This is a genomic window from Litchfieldella xinjiangensis (assembly GCF_000759345.1).
Lineage (GTDB): Bacteria > Pseudomonadota > Gammaproteobacteria > Pseudomonadales > Halomonadaceae > Litchfieldella_A > Litchfieldella_A xinjiangensis.
This window is the reverse complement of the sequence record NZ_JPZL01000001.1, coordinates 614,578-630,843: the sequence shown is the minus strand read 5'-3', so window position 1 is coordinate 630,843 and position 16,266 is coordinate 614,578. Positions and strand designations below refer to the sequence as shown.

Here is a 16,266-nt window from a genome sequence, read left to right as displayed (position 1 = left end):
CACATTATAGGCAGGCCTTTCATCTGGAGGGAGTTGCGCTCACGGCTAACCTAGAAGCATCGTCGTGAGTGGAGCTCCTGCATGCCTTCGTTACGCCCCCTTGTTCCTTTGCCCCGCAGCGCGTGGTGGCCTGTTGCTGTGTACCTACTTTGGCTGGGGAGTGAGTCTGTGGCCGGCGAACCCCGTCAGCACGACCTGCTCAAATACGATTGGGCGCATGTGGCTGGAGTGTACCCGAGTGATCGGGGACTGCGGATTGAAGGGCTCGGGCTCGGCCTGGTCCCGCCGCAAGATAACGCGGGCAGCCCCGTCACCCCGACACCCCCGATCAACCTGCGAGGTCCAGTCGTGCAGGTGCAGGGTGATGTCCTGTTTTCTGCGGCTATGCAGCTCCCCAGGGGGCATCGTGCGTCTCTGACGTTTTACGGTGAGCTGCCCTTGAATCAGGACGAGTGGCGTCAGGAGGGGCATGCCGTGACCCTGCATATCGCTGAAAATGCGATCATCGCCGAGCTGCAGCAGGGAATAGGCGAACCCACTCGCCAAGAGCGGAAACGCGATCTGGAGCGCAATGTCTCGGTATCCCTCGCTCGGCAGCGGGGCCGGCTTTCGATAACTGTTGACGGTGAGCAGGTCATGTCATTCGACGACCCAGGGATTCTCGATCCAGGCCCTGTTTATCTGGGCGTCGATACGGTAGCCGGTGAGTATTTCATTATTGAATCGCTGTCTGTCGAGTCCCTGGATAAAGAAGGGGAGGTGGCCGTTACCAGCCACGAAATGGTACGTGCCGAACCGACCGCGACCTCTTTGCGCCGCCTGGCCGAGAACCATCATCCTCATGTACGGATTGGCACCGCTGTCTCGACGATTCCCCTGCTCAGCGATTCGGAATATGCCCGTACCCTGGCCACCCATTTCAATATGGTAACGCCGGAAAATGCCATGAAATTCCAGGCTATCCATCCCCGGCCGGCGCACTATGCGTTTGCCGACGCCGATGCCATCGTGGATTTCGCTGAACTCAACGAGATGGCGGTGCATGGCCACGCCTTGGCTTGGGGGGAAGCGCTGCCACGCTGGGTCACGGACCCCGAGCGTGAGGCACAACCTACCCGCGACATTCTGATTGAGCACATCGAGACCGTGGTCGGCAGGTACCGGGGACGAGTGGCATCGTGGGACGTGATCAACGAACCGTTCGAGCCTTTCGCCGGAGAATTGCGTACCGATTCACCTTGGTACCGTGCAATGGGGGATACCTACATCGCGGTGGCCCTTGAAACCGCTCATCGAGCCGATCCAGATGCCCGGCTATACATCAACGATTTCGCGTGTGAAGAGCGCAACGAGAAGTCGGATGCGCTTTATCGCCTGGCCCGCTCGCTGCTGGCGGAAGGAGTGCCGCTGCACGGTATAGGGTTTCAGTTGCATGAGGATATGCGCGACGATTACCGCCCCGTGAACGCTCAGGCCTTCCAGGAGAACGTCCAGCGGTTCATCGATCTGGGGCTCGAGGTGCGTATTTCGGAAATGGACGTCAATCTGCATGACGACGATTCACCCGAGCGTCTTCGGGCCCAGGCCGACTATTACCGCTCCATGCTCGAATTGGCACTCGCTACGCCGGCTTTTACCGCATTCTCGATGTGGGGATTCAGTGACAGGTATTCGTCCCTGCAGGGCTGGTGGGACGCCGACGACCTGGGCAACGGGCTCATCTTCGACAGCGAGCATGCTCCCAAGCCGGCGTTTCACGCGTTGCAAAACGCCTTGGCCGAATGAGGGGCGATCGTTAGAAGGTCTTTGCCGGGGTGCAGCAGCTCACCAGTCGGCAAGGGCGGGTGCCGGGATTACGGAAGCGATGCGGGACATTGGTGTCGAAGTAATAGGCTTCGCCAGGTCCCATGACACGCGTATCGGCGCCAATGGTGATCTCGATCTCTCCTTCCAGAACGACCCCGGCCTCTTCACCCTGGTGCGCGATCATTTCGCGCCCGGTGTCGCTACCGGCTGGGTAGGTCTCGATCATGAACGACAGCGCGCGGGAATCGCGATTGGCGCCTACCAGCTTGTACACGACGTCACCGCTACCGATGTCGGCCAACTCATCCGCCGTGTAGAACACCTGGTCACGGCTCTCCAGGTCCATGGTGAAAAAGTCGCCAACACTGATCGGAAACGCATCGAGCACCTTTTTCAGCGAACTGACCGAGGGGCTCACCTTGCCTTGTTCTATCAGCGACAGGCTGGAATGGGTCACCCCGCAGCGCTTGGCCAGCTCGCGCTGCGAGATCCCGCGAAGGCTTCGCAGGGCACGCAACCGCGTGCCCACATCATCCGACATCGCACCCTCCCATGTCGTCAGGACGATACCGCACCCGGTTCAGCACAGCGCATCCAGTTTTTCCTTGAGCAACTGGTTGACCTGTTGCGGGTTGGCTGTGCCTCGTGATGCCTTCATGACCTGGCCTACAAAGTAGCCGATCATCTTGCCGCGCTTGTCGGGCTCCGCATCACGGTATTGGGCGACCTGAACCGGGCTGTCGGCGATCACCTGGTCGATCATCGACTCGATGGCGCCGGTATCGGTGACCTGCTTGAGTCCCTTGGCCTTGATGATCTCGTCGGCGGTCTTGCCTTCGCCGTTCCACAAGCCTTGGAAGACCTGCTTGGCGGCCTTGCCGTTGATGGTGTCGTCGAGTACGCGGGCCACGAGTTCGCCGAGCTGCTGCGCTGAGACCGGGCTTTGCTCGATGTCGAGATTCTCGCGGTTCAAGGCACCGGCAAGCTCGCCCTGGACCCAGTTGGCGGCCTGCTTGGCATCGCCGCAGGTATCCTTGACGATATCGAAGTACTCCGCCATCTCACGGCTCGAAGAGAGTACACCGGCATCATAGGCGGAAAGGCCCAGTTCATCCTGAAAACGGGCGCGCTTCTCGGAGGGCAGCTCGGGTAGCGCGCTTCGAAGATGGTCGACATACGCCTGGTCGAGCACCACCGGCAGCAAATCCGGGCAGGGGAAGTAACGGTAGTCGTTGGCTTCTTCCTTGGTGCGCATGCTGCGCGTCTCGTCGAGTTCAGGATCGAACAGGCGGGTCTCCTGGACCACCTTGCCGCCGTCCTCGATCAATTCGATCTGACGCTCGACCTCGAACGCGATGGCGCGCTCGACGAAACGGAACGAATTGACGTTCTTGATTTCGGCGCGGGTGCCGAATTCCGCCTGGCCCTTGGGGCGCACCGAAACGTTGACGTCGCAGCGCATCGAGCCCTCGGCCATGTTGCCGTCACTGATACCCAGGTAGGTCACGATGGCATGGATGGCCTTGAGGTAGGCCGCAGCCTCCTTGGCCGAGCGCATGTCGGGCTCGGAGACGATCTCGAGCAGCGGGGTGCCTGCCCGGTTGAGATCGATGCCGGTCATGCCCTGAAAGTCCTCATGAAGCGACTTGCCGGCATCTTCCTCGAGGTGGGCGTGATGAACCCGGACACGCTTGGTGCTGCCATCGTCAAGGCTGATCTCGATCTCGCCACGACCGACGATGGGGTGGTACATCTGGCTGGTCTGGTAACCCTTGGGCAGGTCGGGGTAGAAGTAATTCTTGCGATCGAAGATCGAAACTTCGGGAATCTCTGCATCGATGGCCAGGCCGAATTGAACGGCCATGGCCACGGCGGCTTCGTTGAGCACCGGCAGAGCGCCGGGCATGCCCAAGTCGACGGCGCAGGCCTGGGTGTTGGGCTCGGCACCGAAGGCGGTAGAGGCGCCGGAAAAGATCTTCGAACGGGTGGCGAGCTGGACGTGGACCTCCAGGCCGATCACGGTTTCCCATTCCATCATGCGTTCTCCTTGCCGAAGGCCGGCTGCTGACGATGCCAATCGGTGGCCTGCTGGAACTGGTGGGCGATGTTGAGCAACTGCGGTTCGGCGAAATGCGGCGCAAGGATCTGGAGGCCGACGGGACGTGAGCCCGCCAGGCCGACCGGAATGCTGATGCCGGGGATGCCCGCCAGATTGATGGCAATGGTGTAGATGTCCTGCAGGTACATCGATACCGGATCCTTGTTGGCGCCCAGGTCGAAGGCCGGGGTCGGCGAGGTCGGTCCCATCAGCACATCGACATCCTCGAAGGCGTCCAGGAAGTCCTGGCGAATCAGGCGGCGTACCTGCTGGGCTTTCTTGTAATAGGCATCGAAGAAGCCTTCGGAAAGCGTATGCGTTCCCATCAGGATGCGGCGCTTGACCTCTTCACCGAACCCTTCGGCCCGCGAGCGCTTGTACAGATCGATCAGGTCGGTAGGGTTCTCGCAGCGATGTCCGAAGCGTACACCGTCATAGCGAGACAGGTTGGAAGACGCTTCGGCCGGGGCGATGACGTAATAGGCCCGGATCGCATGATGGGTGTGTGGCAGGCTGACCTCGCGCACCGTGGCGCCGAGCGATTCATAGACCTTGACCGCGTCGCGAACCGCGGCCTCCACCTGGGGATCGAGCCCGTCGCCGAAGTACTCCTTGGGGAGGCCGATCTTCAGGCCTGACAATGATTCGCCGAGTGCCTCCCGATAGTCGGGGACGCCGCGCGCGACACTGGTTGAGTCGCGCAGGTCATGGCCGGCAATGGCGCCGAGCAGCAGTGCACAATCCTCGGCGCTACGTGCCATGGGCCCGGCCTGGTCGAGACTCGAGGCATAGGCAATGATGCCGTAACGCGAGACCCGGCCGTAGGTCGGCTTCAGGCCTGTAATGCCGCAAAACGAGGCAGGCTGGCGAATCGAGCCACCGGTATCGGTTCCCAGCGCTGCCGGTACCAGCCCGGCGGCGACCGCCGCGGCGCTGCCACCCGAGCTGCCGCCCGGCACTGCATTCAGGTCCCAGGGATTCTTGACCGGGCCGTAATGGCTATTCTCGTTCGACGAGCCCATGGCGAACTCGTCCATATTGGTCTTGCCCAGGCTGACCATACCGGCCTCGCTGAGCTTCTCGACCACGGTCGCATCGTAGGGTGACACGAAGCTATCGAGCATGCGTGAGCCGCAGCTGGTCTTCACGCCGAGCGTACAGAAGATGTCCTTCAATGCCAGCGGCAGGCCGGTAAGCGGGCCGGCATTACCCTTGGCCCGGACCGCATCGGCGGCGTCGGCCGCGGCCAGGGCCTGTTCGCCGGTCACGCTGATAAAGCTATTGATTTCGGGGTCGAGCGCACCGATGCGCTCGAGGAGGTTCTGGGTCAGTTCGCGACTGGAAAACTCACCGGCATCGAGTGCGGCGGCAAGTTCGGTCAATGTCTTGTCATGCATGTGGAGGGTGGCTCCGGATCAAGGCTAGAGGCTCGCGCCGGCAACGGCCGGGCGGCGAAATCGATGTCGCATCACTCCACGACGCGGGGCACCAGGTAGAGACCGTTCTCCACGGCAGGCGCACAGCGCTGGAAACGCTCGCGCTGATTGCCTTCGGTGACCTCGTCGGCGCGGAGTCGCTGGGTGGCGTCCAGCGGATGGGCCAAGGGGGCAACGCCCTCGGTGTCGACAGCTTGCAATTGATCGGCCATTTCCAGGATGCGCCCCAGGTCGGCGGCATAATGGGCGGCCTCGTCGTCTCCCAATGCGATCCGGGCAAGGTGCGCCGCCCGCTTTACGTCGGCATGTTCAAGCGACATGGCGGTGTTTCCCTCAACGTTGTGGTCCGAGCACGTTCGGTGCCCCGTCAAATAACCGAAAAAGGTACCATATCTTAGCGTGTCTGGCAGGTTGACTTGCTTGCCGCCTACCACCGGCGATGATACCGTTTGCCTCCGCACAGGGTTCCGGTCTGGACAGGTGAAAAACTTCCATGTTTAAACGTTTGAGGGGGCTATTTTCCAGCGATCTTTCGATCGACTTGGGAACGGCCAATACACTGATTTATGTTCGCGGTCGTGGCATCGTCCTCGATGAGCCGTCAGTGGTGGCGATTCGTCAGTCGGGCAACATGCGCAGCGTGGCGGCGGTTGGCCTGGATGCCAAGCGCATGCTCGGCCGCACCCCTGGCAACATCACCGCGATTCGCCCGATGAAGGACGGCGTCATCGCCGACTTCACCGTGACCGAACAGATGCTCCAGCACTTCATTCGCAAGGTTCATCAGAGCACATTCCTGACACCGAGTCCGCGTGTCCTGGTCTGCGTGCCCTGTATGTCGACCCAGGTCGAGCGCCGCGCCATCAAGGAGTCCGCCGAGGGCGCCGGGGCACGTGAAGTCTTCCTGATCGAAGAACCCATGGCGGCTGCCATCGGCGCCGGCTTGCCGGTCGAGGAGGCCCAGGGCTCGATGGTCGTCGATATTGGCGGCGGCACCAGCGAGATCGCCATCATCTCGCTCAACGGCGTCGTCTATTCCGAATCGATCCGTGTGGGTGGCGACCGTTTCGACGAAGCCATTACCGCTTACGTGCGTCGCCATTATGGCAGCCTGATCGGCGAAGCCACGGCCGAACGCATCAAGGAAGAGATCGGTTGTGCCTACCCGGGGGGAGAACTGCGTGAGATCGACGTGCGCGGTCGCAACCTGGCCGAAGGCATTCCCCGTAGTTTCACCCTGAACTCGCATGAAATTCTAGATGCCCTCCAGGAGACCCTGGCGTCCATCGTCGCCGCGGTGAAGAGTGCGCTCGAGCAGTCCCCTCCCGAACTTGCCTCCGACATCGCCGAACGCGGCCTGGTGCTCACCGGAGGTGGCGCGCTGCTACGCGATCTCGACAAGTTGATTGCCGAAGAGACCGGCCTGCCGGTGATCGTCGCCGAGGATCCGTTGACCTGCGTGGCCCGTGGTGGCGGCAAGGCACTCGAAATGATCGATCAGCATACCTTCGAATTGCTTTCCAGCGACTGACGCATCGTTTGGCTGTCTTCGGGGGGGACGCCTATCAAACCGCTGTTCTCGCACGGCCCGGTGCCTGGCTATCGCATGCTGTTGTGTGCGATAGCCGCTTTCGCTTTGATGTTTGCCGAAGACCGTTTCTCGAGCATGGAAGGCGTAAGGGCCCAGCTTTCCACTATCGTTGCTCCCATTCAATGGGCGGTCAGCATGCCCAGCGATGTCCTGACCTGGGCGTCGCTCTCGCTCTCCGACCAGCGTCAGTTGGTCGAGGAAAATGGCCGGTTGCGTGAGCAGCTTCTAACGCTCTCGCATCGTGTCCAGCGAATGGCCAGCCTGACGGCGGAAAACGTACGCCTGCGAGAGTTGCTGGGGGCGGCCAGGCATGCGGATATGCCGTATATCACTGCCCAACTGCTGGCCCTGGACTCCGATCCCTTCACCCAACAGATGGTCGTCGACCGGGGGCGCCGGGATGGCGCCTATGTAGGCCAGCCTGTCCTCGATGCCTCGGGGTTGGTGGGACAAGTGACAGCCGTTTCGGCCTACTCGAGCCGGGTGTTGATGCTGGCCGACGCGAGCCACGCCTTGCCGGTGCAAGTCAACCGCAATGGGCTGCGTTTCATCGTCCAGGGCTCAGGCCGCTTCGATGCCATGCATGTTCTGCACGTTCCCGATACCGCCGATATTCGCGAAGGCGATCTTCTGGTAACTTCGGGACTTGCCGGACGTTTTCCTGCCGGCTACCCGGTGGCCACTGTTACGCGGGTCGAGCATGATCCCGGTGAGCCCTTTGCTCAGGTCACGGCGGAGCCGGTTGCCCAACTGGAACGCTCTCGACACTTCCTGCTGCTTTTTCCGCCGCCGCCGATCGACACCAGTGACGATCTTCCGTTGTGGGACGACAGTTTCGAGCTGATCGAGCCACCCAGCCTCGAGGGGGGAGCCTGATGGCGGCAAAGGGACCCAGAGGGTTGCTGATGATCTGGCTGAGCCTGCTGTTGGCGTTATGCCTTCAGGTGATGCCGCTCTCCGATGCATGGCTGATTTGGCGCCCCGATTGGCTGGGGCTGATGCTGATCTATTGGTGCGTGGTCACCCCTCAGCGAGTGGGGGTGTTGCATGGGTTCGTGCTCGGGATATTGCTCGATCTCATCGAAGGCTCGCCGTTGGGCCTGAATGCCCTGAGCTTCTCATTGCTGGCGTTCATGAGCGCCCTGGTATATCAACGCTTTCGGGCTTACTCATTGTTTCAGCAAGCCTTTCTCGTGTTCCTCCTGCTGGGTATCGTGCAACTCATGGAGCAATGGCTACGAACGATTTTCGGGCCGTTCTCCATGCATCTCGCCTTCCTGCTGCCTGCGGTGATAGGTGCCATTCTATGGCCTTGGCTGTTCACGATGTTGCAGTCCCTGCGTCGCCGCCTGGCCATTCTTTGATCGACACGCGTTTCAGACCCAAGGAGTCGAGACATGTCCGCCTCTCTTTTCCTGGCTTCCGCGTCGCCTCGTCGCCGTGAATTGTTGGCATCGATCGGGGTAGACACCGTGGTGGGTGCAGTGAATATCGACGAGACCCCACGACCGGGTGAGGCGCCTGGGGATTATGTGTTGCGTCTAGCCAGCGAGAAGGCGTGTGCCGGGGGGAAACTGACCCTTCTCCCGGCCCTGGGGTCCGATACGGCGGTGGTTTGCGATGAGCGCATCCTGGGCAAGCCGCATGACAAGGCCCATGCCCACGAGATGCTGCGTGCCCTGTCGGGACGCCAGCATCAGGTCATGACCGCTGTGGCAGTGATTGGTGGGGCGGGGCTTCTCAAGACGTGTGTCACGACACAGGTTTTCATGCGTGATATTACCGATGCGGAAATCGAGGCGTACTGGGCTACGGGAGAACCGCAGGACAAGGCGGGAGGCTATGCCATCCAGGGGCTGGCATCGGTATTCGTCGAGCGCATCGAGGGCAGCTACTCAGCCGTCGTTGGGCTGCCGCTATTTGAAACGGCGCAGCTGCTTCAGCGCCAGGACGTACCGTTATGGAAGGCTATGCCATAATGGCGCCATGAACTTTCTATAAGGAATCCCGCATGAGCGGTGAAGTCTTGATCAACCTGACGCCAATGGAAACTCGCGTGGCTATGGTCGAGAACGGCGTCCTCCAGGAAGCCTTTATCGAGCGCAGCCGGCGACGTGGCATTGTCGGGAATATCTATAAGGGGAGGGTGGCGCGCGTGCTGCCCGGCATGCAGGCCGCCTTCATCGACATCGGGCTGGAGCGCGCGGCCTTCATCCATGCCCAGGAAGTCATGCCCGCCAACACCCCGCCGGATGAGCAGGTCTCCATCGGCCACCTGCTCAGCGAAGGGCAGCCCCTCGTGGTCCAGGTCACCAAGGACCCGATCGGCTCCAAGGGCGCGCGTTTGACCACACACCTCTCGGTGCCATCGCGCTTTCTTGTCTATATGCCCGACTCTCCCCACAATGGCGTGTCCCAGCGTATCGAGGATGAGACCGAGCGAGAGCGGTTGCGTGAGCTGGTGGAGCTTTGCCAGGCAGAGCAGGAACTGGACGTGACCGGTGGCTTCATCATCCGTACCGCGGCTGAAGGTGTCAGTAGGGAAGAGATGTACGCCGACATGCATTTTCTGTTGCGTCTATGGCGTCGTGTCGGCGAGCGCAAGGTGGTCGCACCGGCCCCCAGCCTGATCTACGATGACCTGCCGCTGTTCATCCGTACCCTCCGCGATGTCATGAACGACGATATCGAGAAGGTCCGTATCGATTCGCGCGAGAACTTCCACAAGCTGGTCGAATTCGCCCGGGATTTCATGCCCGGAAGCGAGGACCGGATCGAATACTACCCCGGTGAGCGACCGATCTTCGACCTGTTCAGTGTCGAGGACGAAATCCAGAAAGCCCTGAGCCGCAAGGTGCAGCTTAAGTCGGGTGGGTATCTGGTCATCGATCCGACCGAGGCGATGACGACCATCGACGTCAATACCGGAGGTTATGTCGGTCATCGCAATCTCGAAGAGACCATCTTCAAGACCAATCTCGAAGCTGCCACGGCGATTGCCCGTCAGTTACGCCTGCGTAATCTGGGCGGGATCATCATCATCGATTTCATCGATATGGAAGACCCCGAGCATCAGCGTCAGGTGGTGCGCATGTTGGAGAAAGCGCTGGAACGCGACCATGCCAAGACCAAGTGCACCGGGGTTACGGAGCTGGGCCTGGTGCAAGTGACGCGTAAGCGTACCCGCGAGAGCCTCGAACAGACCCTCTGCGAGCCCTGTTCGGTCTGCAGTGGCCGGGGTACGCTGAAGACCCCCGAAACCGTGTGCTACGAGATTTTTCGCGAGATTCTGCGTGAGGATCGCGCCTATAGTGCGGAGACCTACATGGTACTGGCGTCCCAGGCGGTCGTGGATAGACTCCTGGATGAGGAATCCGCGGCGGTGGCTGACCTCGAAGTGTTCATCGGCAAGACGATCCGCTTTCAGGTCGAGATCCACTATTCCCAGGAGCAGTACGACATCGTGCTGATGTGACATGTCGCCGTACCGAGTCCTGTTGCGCTGGGTCTTGACGTTCCTGGCCATCACCCTGGTGGTGATGGCCCTGTTATTGTCGGGATTGCGGCTGCTGGCCGCTCAGTTAGATGAGCTACGTCCACGCTTGGAAGCCTTGCTTGAAGAGCGCTTCAATGCCGAGCTCGACATCGCTTCGTTGACCGCCGACTGGCATGGGCTCGACCCGGCCATGAGTGTGGATGAGGTGAATCTGGTGGCGTATTCGCGCCAGGGTGCCTTGCCCCTTCTCGAGCTTCAGCAGGCTCGCTTGCGGCTCAATACCCTGGGATCGCTTCGCGATGGCCTACCGGTCGTCGAGGATGCTCGGCTGAAGGGGCTCACTCTACACCTCTACCAGACCCCCGAACGCACCTGGCATTGGCCTGAGCCTGCCGATGTCCCGCCCGAGTTCCAGCCCGATGATGCCTTCGATCTGGAGCGACTCGACTTCTGGGTGGGGTTGCTGCTGCGTCAGCGGGTGGATATCGAACATGTTCGTCTCGTACTGCATGGGCAGGATCGAGAGATGGCATTGCTTGCGCCGCGCATGTTGATGACCGGCGATGAGAGGCGCGCCCACCTCGAAGGCGAAATGTACGTCGAGGGCATGCGCGAAGCGACGCTTCAGGCGGCGCTGGAGGTACTTCCCGGTCGACGGGGGCTCTCGGACTTCAATGCTGCCCTGCAAGCGCGCCTGCAAGTGGAAAGTCTGGTTCATCTGGCTGACGTCCTGACACGCAACGACCCGCTTACTCTCGAGCAAGCCAGTGGCGAGGCCGTGGTATGGGGGCGCTGGCAAGCGGGGGAGCTTAGAGATGCGCGCCTCATGCTGGATGTGCCCGAGTTGACGCTAGCCAGGCAGGGCCAGCAATGGCCCCTCGCTCCGCTGAGAGCCGAAGGGCAATGGCTTCGTAATGAAACGGGGTGGCAGGGCTGGCTGAGCTTTCAGGACCCCCCTTCGCTCGGCGATAGTGGCGAGTCCACGGATCGCACCGGTTCACCCTTGCCTCGATACTGGCAGGCCGAAGGTAGTCCGGGGGAATGGCGAGTCTGGAGCAGTGCGCTTCGGCTCGAGACGATCGCCGCATGGCTTGATCCTTGGCCATTACCGTCGCGCTGGTCTGGGTTGATCGATAGCTTGTCGCCACGTGGCGAGGTCAGAGGCATATCGCTAGGACGTCGCGACAGCCAATGGATCGCTCGGGCGGCCCTTCACGACGCAGCTGTCGAGCCGTGGCGTAACGCCCCGGGGGGCGGGCCTGTCGATGCCTGGGTGGAAGGTAATCTCGATGCGGGGCAGGTGCGCTTCGCGGGGGGTGAAAGTGCCGCGCTGCTCATGCCCGAACTGTTTGAAGAGCCGTTGGAGCTCGCTCAGGCCCAGGGCACGGTAAAATGGCGCCACGAGGCAGGGCGAACCCATCTTGATGGATACGATCTGGCTGGCTATTGGCACGGCGCCCGGGTGCAAGGCGGGTTCGGCCTGCAGCTCGGGGGGGAGGCTCCGGGCCTATTCGATCTCGATCTCGCCTTCCATGATGTCAATGCCATAGAGACACCCCCCGCCCGGTGGCTTCCGAATCGTATTCTCGGCGATGGTATGGCCGAATGGCTGGCGCTGGGGGTGGCCGGTCGAATTCCCGAAGGCCGTTTGTCCCTGTCACAACCGCTGCAGGAGGGGGTCGACGCAGAAGACCTCTCGATCGATCTGGTAATGGCCATTGAAGAGGGACGCTTACCCTTTGCTGCGGACTGGCCTGCCCTGGAGAACGTATCCGGGCATATCCATCTCAAGGACCGACATCTCGAGGCGCGGCTCGAGGAGGCAGAGAGTCATGGCGTGTGGGCGCGCAACGGCCAGGTACGGGTCATTAATAACATTTTCTCTGTCGAAGGTGAACTGGGCGGTACGACCCGTGCGCTACTCGAGTACGTCGCTCATCTTCCCTGGGGGGAGTTGGACACCCAGGACTGGCAGGGCGAAGGTGAAATCAGCGGTACGCTTGCGTTGCAATTCCCGCTGGATGATATCGAGTCACTGGCGCTGGAGATCGATACTGACGTTGCTGTGCCCCGCTTGCAGTACATGCCGCTTGGCGTGGCGATCAACAACGTCAACGGTACGCTGGGCTATCGGCATGCTGATGGAGAAGGGGGGCTGGCTGGACGGCTGGGTGCCCGGCTGTTCGAGGGACCGCTCGTGGCGGAATTCGATAGTCAGCGACAACGAGCAACATTCCAGGGTCGCGCCCTGGCCCGAGGCATTCTCGATTGGCTGGGGGACGAAGGTCTCGAGTCGCTGGTCGAGGGCTATTTCCCCTATGCCGCCAGGTTGTCGTTGGGTGAAGGCAATCGACGGCTGACGCTTGAAAGCGATCTTCAGGGCTTGGGCATCGCTTTACCGGCGCCTTTCGGCAAGCCTGCCCAGGCAACGTCAGCGCTGGAACTGGATGCCGACCTCGACACTGGGTTGCTTCGTGCCTCGCTGGACGAGCGCCTTCGCCTGCGCTGGCGAGAGTGGGGTGATAGTGGTCAGGGCCAGGTCTGGTTCGAGCAGTGGCCCGCTTCTCCGGATTGGCCGGATCAGGCGGGCTGGGAGCTTCACTGGCAAACGCCGCGATTGGATATTCAGCGCTGGGCCTCGTCCCTTTCTGGCATAACGTTGGCTGCGCCTGATGACGCCATTGCTCTGAATGGCTTGAGCGCCGTTCGATTGGGGACCTCGTGTCTTTTCGTTCGTGGACGCTGTATCGGTTCGCTATTTGCCAGCGCCTATCCCGACGCGGAGCGCGCCTCAGGATGGCGAGTTGACTTGGGCGGGAACCTGCTCGAAGGGAATGCTCGCTATCGACCCGATACCGAGAGCGGGAACTTTGCCGACCAAGTGGAGGTTGGACCGTTGGATGTGACCTTGTCACGCTTTAACTTGGATGCCTTGCTTCCCGACACGCCCGTATCCGCGGACATATTGGACGAAGTCAAGGTGGACCCTGAGCCCGAGGCTTACCCTGCCTGGCTCGGCGAACTGCCCAATGGTCGGCTACGGGTGGCTACCTTCGAGCGTCAAGGGCAACGGTTCGGTCCGCTGACGGCCTATTGGCGGACCACCCCGGACAAGCTCGCCCTTCATCCACTGGGGTTGACGCTCGGCGAGGTATCGGCCCGTGGCGAACTCGTCTGGGAAGCGGCAGGGCCTGATGCCAGCCTGACCCGGGCGCGCCTGGCGCTGGATGGCCGGGATGTCGGAACCGCCCTTGAGCGGCTGGCTCAGCCAGTCGCTATACAGAACGCGTCGACTGCAGTGAGTTCTCAACTCGCCTGGCCCGGTGCACCTTGGCAGTTTGCTTTGGAGCGCTCACGTGGCAGTGTGGACGTCGAGTTGCGTGACGGACGCTTTCGCTATCTGGAATCCCCGCCGGCCAAACTGGTGGGACTGCTGAACATCGATAACTTGTTGCGTCGCTTGCGGCTGGATTTCTCCGATGTGACGCGGCAGGGCACGGCATTCGATACGGTGCAGGGGGGAGCCACCCTCTATGAGGGTATACTGGAAACGCAGGGGCCGGTTTCGATCAAGGGGCCGGCGACCTCTTTTACGCTAAATGGGCAGGTCGACCTGATACGCCGTGAACTCGATCAACATCTGGCAGTCACTGTACCATTGAGCCAGAGTCTACCGTTGGCTGCACTCGCCGCTGGGGCGCCGGTCGTCGGTGGCGCCCTGTTCATTGCCCATCGCCTGTTCGGGGGGGCGATTGAACAGGCGACCCAAATTCATTATCGCGTGCGGGGTCCCTGGACCTCGCCTGAGATTGCGCTGGAAGGTGCCGAATGAACCAACAGACAGCTGATATCAGCGCTCATCATGCACTCGCCCATGCCGAGGCCACGCTGCTTGCGCCGGGGGGATTGAGTCTGGCCTCGCTCGATGCGGGACTGGAGCACGCCTTGGGGCCGGGCGTGGATTTTGCCGATCTCTACTTTCAGCGTAGCTGGCAGGAAAGTTGGGTCCTCGAAGATGGCGAGGTCAAGGACGCCAGCTACGATATCGATGGTGGTGTCGGCGTGCGGGCCATGGCGGGTGACAAGACCGGCTTCGCCTATTCCAACCAGATACACGCCGAGGCGCTGGCCGAAACCGGCAAGACTGCATCGGGCATTGCGCGACGCGGTGAGCGTCTCAAGGCAGCGCCCTGCGTGGCGGGACGGGCGCAGGATAGGTATGCCGGAATCGATCCGCTATCCGGGCTCTCCGTGGAAGACAAGATTGCCATGCTCAAGGAGGCCGATCGCGTGGCACGCGCCTCGGATCCTGCCGTCAATCAAGTGAGCGCCTCGCTGTCCGGCGTTTATGAAGTGATACTCGTACGTGCCAGTGACGGGACCTTGGCCGCCGATATTCGGCCTTTGGTACGGCTTAACGTGAGTGTCATTCTGGTGCGTAACGGTCGGCGTGAGCGGGGTAGTGCCGGAGGTGGCGGGCGTTTCGCCATGTCACGGCTGCGTGACGAGAAGGCGGCTGAACGCTATGCCCGCGAAGCGGTTCGCCAGGCCCAGGTCAATCTCGAGGCTGTGGACGCGCCGGCCGGGCAGATGCCGGTCGTTCTGGGCCCCGGCTGGCCCGGGATACTGTTGCATGAAGCGGTGGGCCATGGCCTGGAAGGGGACTTCAACCGCAAGGGCAGCTCGACCTTCGCCGGTCGCATGGGCGAGCGTGTCGCCGCCCCGGGCGTGACTGTCGTCGACGATGCCACGCTCCCCGATCGTCGCGGCTCGATGACGGTCGACGACGAAGGCACACCAGGCGGCTATACCCCGCTGATCGAGGACGGCATTCTTACCGGTTACATGCAGGATAAGCTCAATGCGCGTTTGATGGGCATGGCGCCCACCGGAAACGCGCGCCGTGAATCCTACGCACATATGCCGATGCCCCGCATGACGAATACCTACATGCTTGCCGGCCAGGACGATCCCGACGAGATTCTCAAAAGCGTCAAGCGTGGGATCTACGCGGTCAGTTTCAGCGGAGGGCAGGTGGATATCACCTCTGGCAAATTCGTCTTTGCCGCCAGCGAAGCCTACCTGATCGAGGACGGGCGTATCACTGCGCCGGTGAAAGGAGCGACGCTGATCGGCAGCGGGCCCGAAGCGATGGGACGCGTGTCGATGATCGGACACGATCTCGAGCTCGATGCCGGTATTGGCGTGTGTGGCAAGGAGGGTCAGGGCGTACCCGTAGGTGTCGGGCAGCCGACCCTCAAGCTGGATGAGTTGACGGTGGGAGGCACGCAGTCCTGATGAGTTACAGGCCGGCAGTGTCGCGGATCAGACGGAACAGCTTGCGGGCGCTGGTCGGCGGTTTGCCTCGCTCGCGTTCGCTCTTGGCATTGCGAATCAATTGACGCAATGCCTGCCGGTCGACATCGGGATAATCGCGAATGAACGCCTCGACGGCGTCATCACCTTCCTCAAGCAGGCGGTCGCGCCATGCCTCGAGGCGGTGGAAGGCTTGATCGCGGTTGATTTTCTCTTGCTCGATTTCATCGAACGTGGCCTGTATGGCCTCGAGGTCTTCACCGCGCATCACCTTGCCGACATATTGCATGTGCCGGCGTCGTCCTTCGTGAGAACGGATGCGCCCAGTTTCCTCGACGGCAAAGAGCATATCGTCGGAGAGCGGCAGCCGGGCACGGTCAGCGTCGGAAAGGGCGATGATCTTTTCGCCCAATGCCTGCAGATTCAGCATTTCCCGCTTGCGCTGGGACTTGCTCGGGCGCTCCTCGCGGTCGTCAGAAGGTTCGAAAGCCATGCTCATTCCATTGGGACGTGAAAGAAAGGG

13 protein-coding genes are annotated in these 16,266 nt (G+C 61.5%); 8 read left to right on the top strand and 5 right to left on the bottom strand.

The genetic code is table 11. From position 1 onward, the window contains the following. Positions 1–168 precede the first annotated feature (168 nt). Entirely contained in the window at positions 169–1,785 is a 1,617-nt protein-coding gene (locus tag JH15_RS03030; RefSeq protein ID WP_043526885.1) for an endo-1,4-beta-xylanase, read from the top strand. Between the two features lie 10 nt (positions 1,786–1,795). On the opposite strand, the gene JH15_RS03025 is transcribed toward JH15_RS03030, so the two are convergent. The 4 genes from JH15_RS03025 to gatC all read right to left on the bottom strand — a co-directional run bounded on the left by JH15_RS03025 (position 1,796) and on the right by gatC (position 5,660). Then, positions 1,796–2,347 carry a cupin domain-containing protein gene (locus JH15_RS03025; protein WP_043526883.1) on the bottom strand — a complete coding sequence of 184 codons (552 nt, stop codon included), beginning with the start codon at positions 2,345–2,347 and terminating at the stop codon, positions 1,796–1,798. A 39-nt stretch (positions 2,348–2,386) separates the two neighbouring features. Further along, complete coding sequence (gene gatB, locus JH15_RS03020; RefSeq protein ID WP_043526881.1) at positions 2,387–3,841, bottom strand: Asp-tRNA(Asn)/Glu-tRNA(Gln) amidotransferase subunit GatB; 1,455 nt, start codon at positions 3,839–3,841, stop codon at positions 2,387–2,389. Then, positions 3,841–5,301 (bottom strand): Asp-tRNA(Asn)/Glu-tRNA(Gln) amidotransferase subunit GatA, encoded by a 1,461-nt coding sequence (gene gatA / locus JH15_RS03015; RefSeq protein WP_043526879.1) that lies wholly within the window; start codon positions 5,299–5,301, stop codon positions 3,841–3,843. Before gatA ends, gatB begins: the two co-directional genes overlap by 1 nt. A 71-nt stretch (positions 5,302–5,372) precedes the next feature. Next, entirely contained in the window at positions 5,373–5,660 is a 288-nt protein-coding gene (gene gatC / locus JH15_RS03010) for an Asp-tRNA(Asn)/Glu-tRNA(Gln) amidotransferase subunit GatC (RefSeq protein ID WP_043526877.1), read from the bottom strand. A gap of 173 nt (positions 5,661–5,833) precedes the next feature. On the opposite strand from gatC, the gene JH15_RS03005 reads away from it, so the two are divergent. From JH15_RS03005 to tldD, 7 genes are read left to right on the top strand one after another with little or no spacing between them, the layout of a single operon-like run. Further along, entirely contained in the window at positions 5,834–6,871 is a 1,038-nt protein-coding gene (locus JH15_RS03005) for a rod shape-determining protein (protein ID WP_043526875.1), read from the top strand. Positions 6,872–6,904: 33 nt separating this feature from the next. After that, positions 6,905–7,807 (top strand): rod shape-determining protein MreC, encoded by a 903-nt coding sequence (gene mreC / locus JH15_RS03000; protein ID WP_269319782.1) that lies wholly within the window; start codon positions 6,905–6,907, stop codon positions 7,805–7,807. Further along, the gene (mreD, locus tag JH15_RS02995; RefSeq protein ID WP_043526870.1) at positions 7,807–8,295 is read left to right on the top strand and encodes a rod shape-determining protein MreD; all 489 of its coding nucleotides are present in this window, start codon (positions 7,807–7,809) and stop codon (positions 8,293–8,295) included. The genes mreC and mreD overlap by 1 nt, the downstream gene beginning before the upstream one ends. A gap of 33 nt (positions 8,296–8,328) precedes the next feature. Then, the gene (locus JH15_RS02990; protein WP_043526867.1) at positions 8,329–8,910 is read left to right on the top strand and encodes a Maf family protein; all 582 of its coding nucleotides are present in this window, start codon (positions 8,329–8,331) and stop codon (positions 8,908–8,910) included. Positions 8,911–8,942: 32 nt separating this feature from the next. Next, positions 8,943–10,406, top strand: coding sequence for a ribonuclease G (gene rng / locus JH15_RS02985; RefSeq protein WP_043526865.1), 1,464 nt, complete (start codon positions 8,943–8,945; stop codon positions 10,404–10,406). A 1-nt stretch (position 10,407) separates the two neighbouring features. Next, positions 10,408–14,259, top strand: a complete 3,852-nt coding sequence (locus tag JH15_RS02980; protein ID WP_043526863.1) for a YhdP family phospholipid transporter — start codon at positions 10,408–10,410, stop codon at positions 14,257–14,259. Then, a complete protein-coding gene (tldD, locus tag JH15_RS02975; RefSeq protein ID WP_052383867.1) occupies positions 14,256–15,725 on the top strand; it encodes a metalloprotease TldD in 1,470 nt (489 codons plus the stop codon). Before JH15_RS02980 ends, tldD begins: the two co-directional genes overlap by 4 nt. 4 nt (positions 15,726–15,729) lie before the next feature. On the opposite strand, the gene yjgA is transcribed toward tldD, so the two are convergent. Next, entirely contained in the window at positions 15,730–16,236 is a 507-nt protein-coding gene (gene yjgA, locus JH15_RS02970; protein WP_081948846.1) for a ribosome biogenesis factor YjgA, read from the bottom strand. Positions 16,237–16,266: the final 30 nt, after the last annotated feature.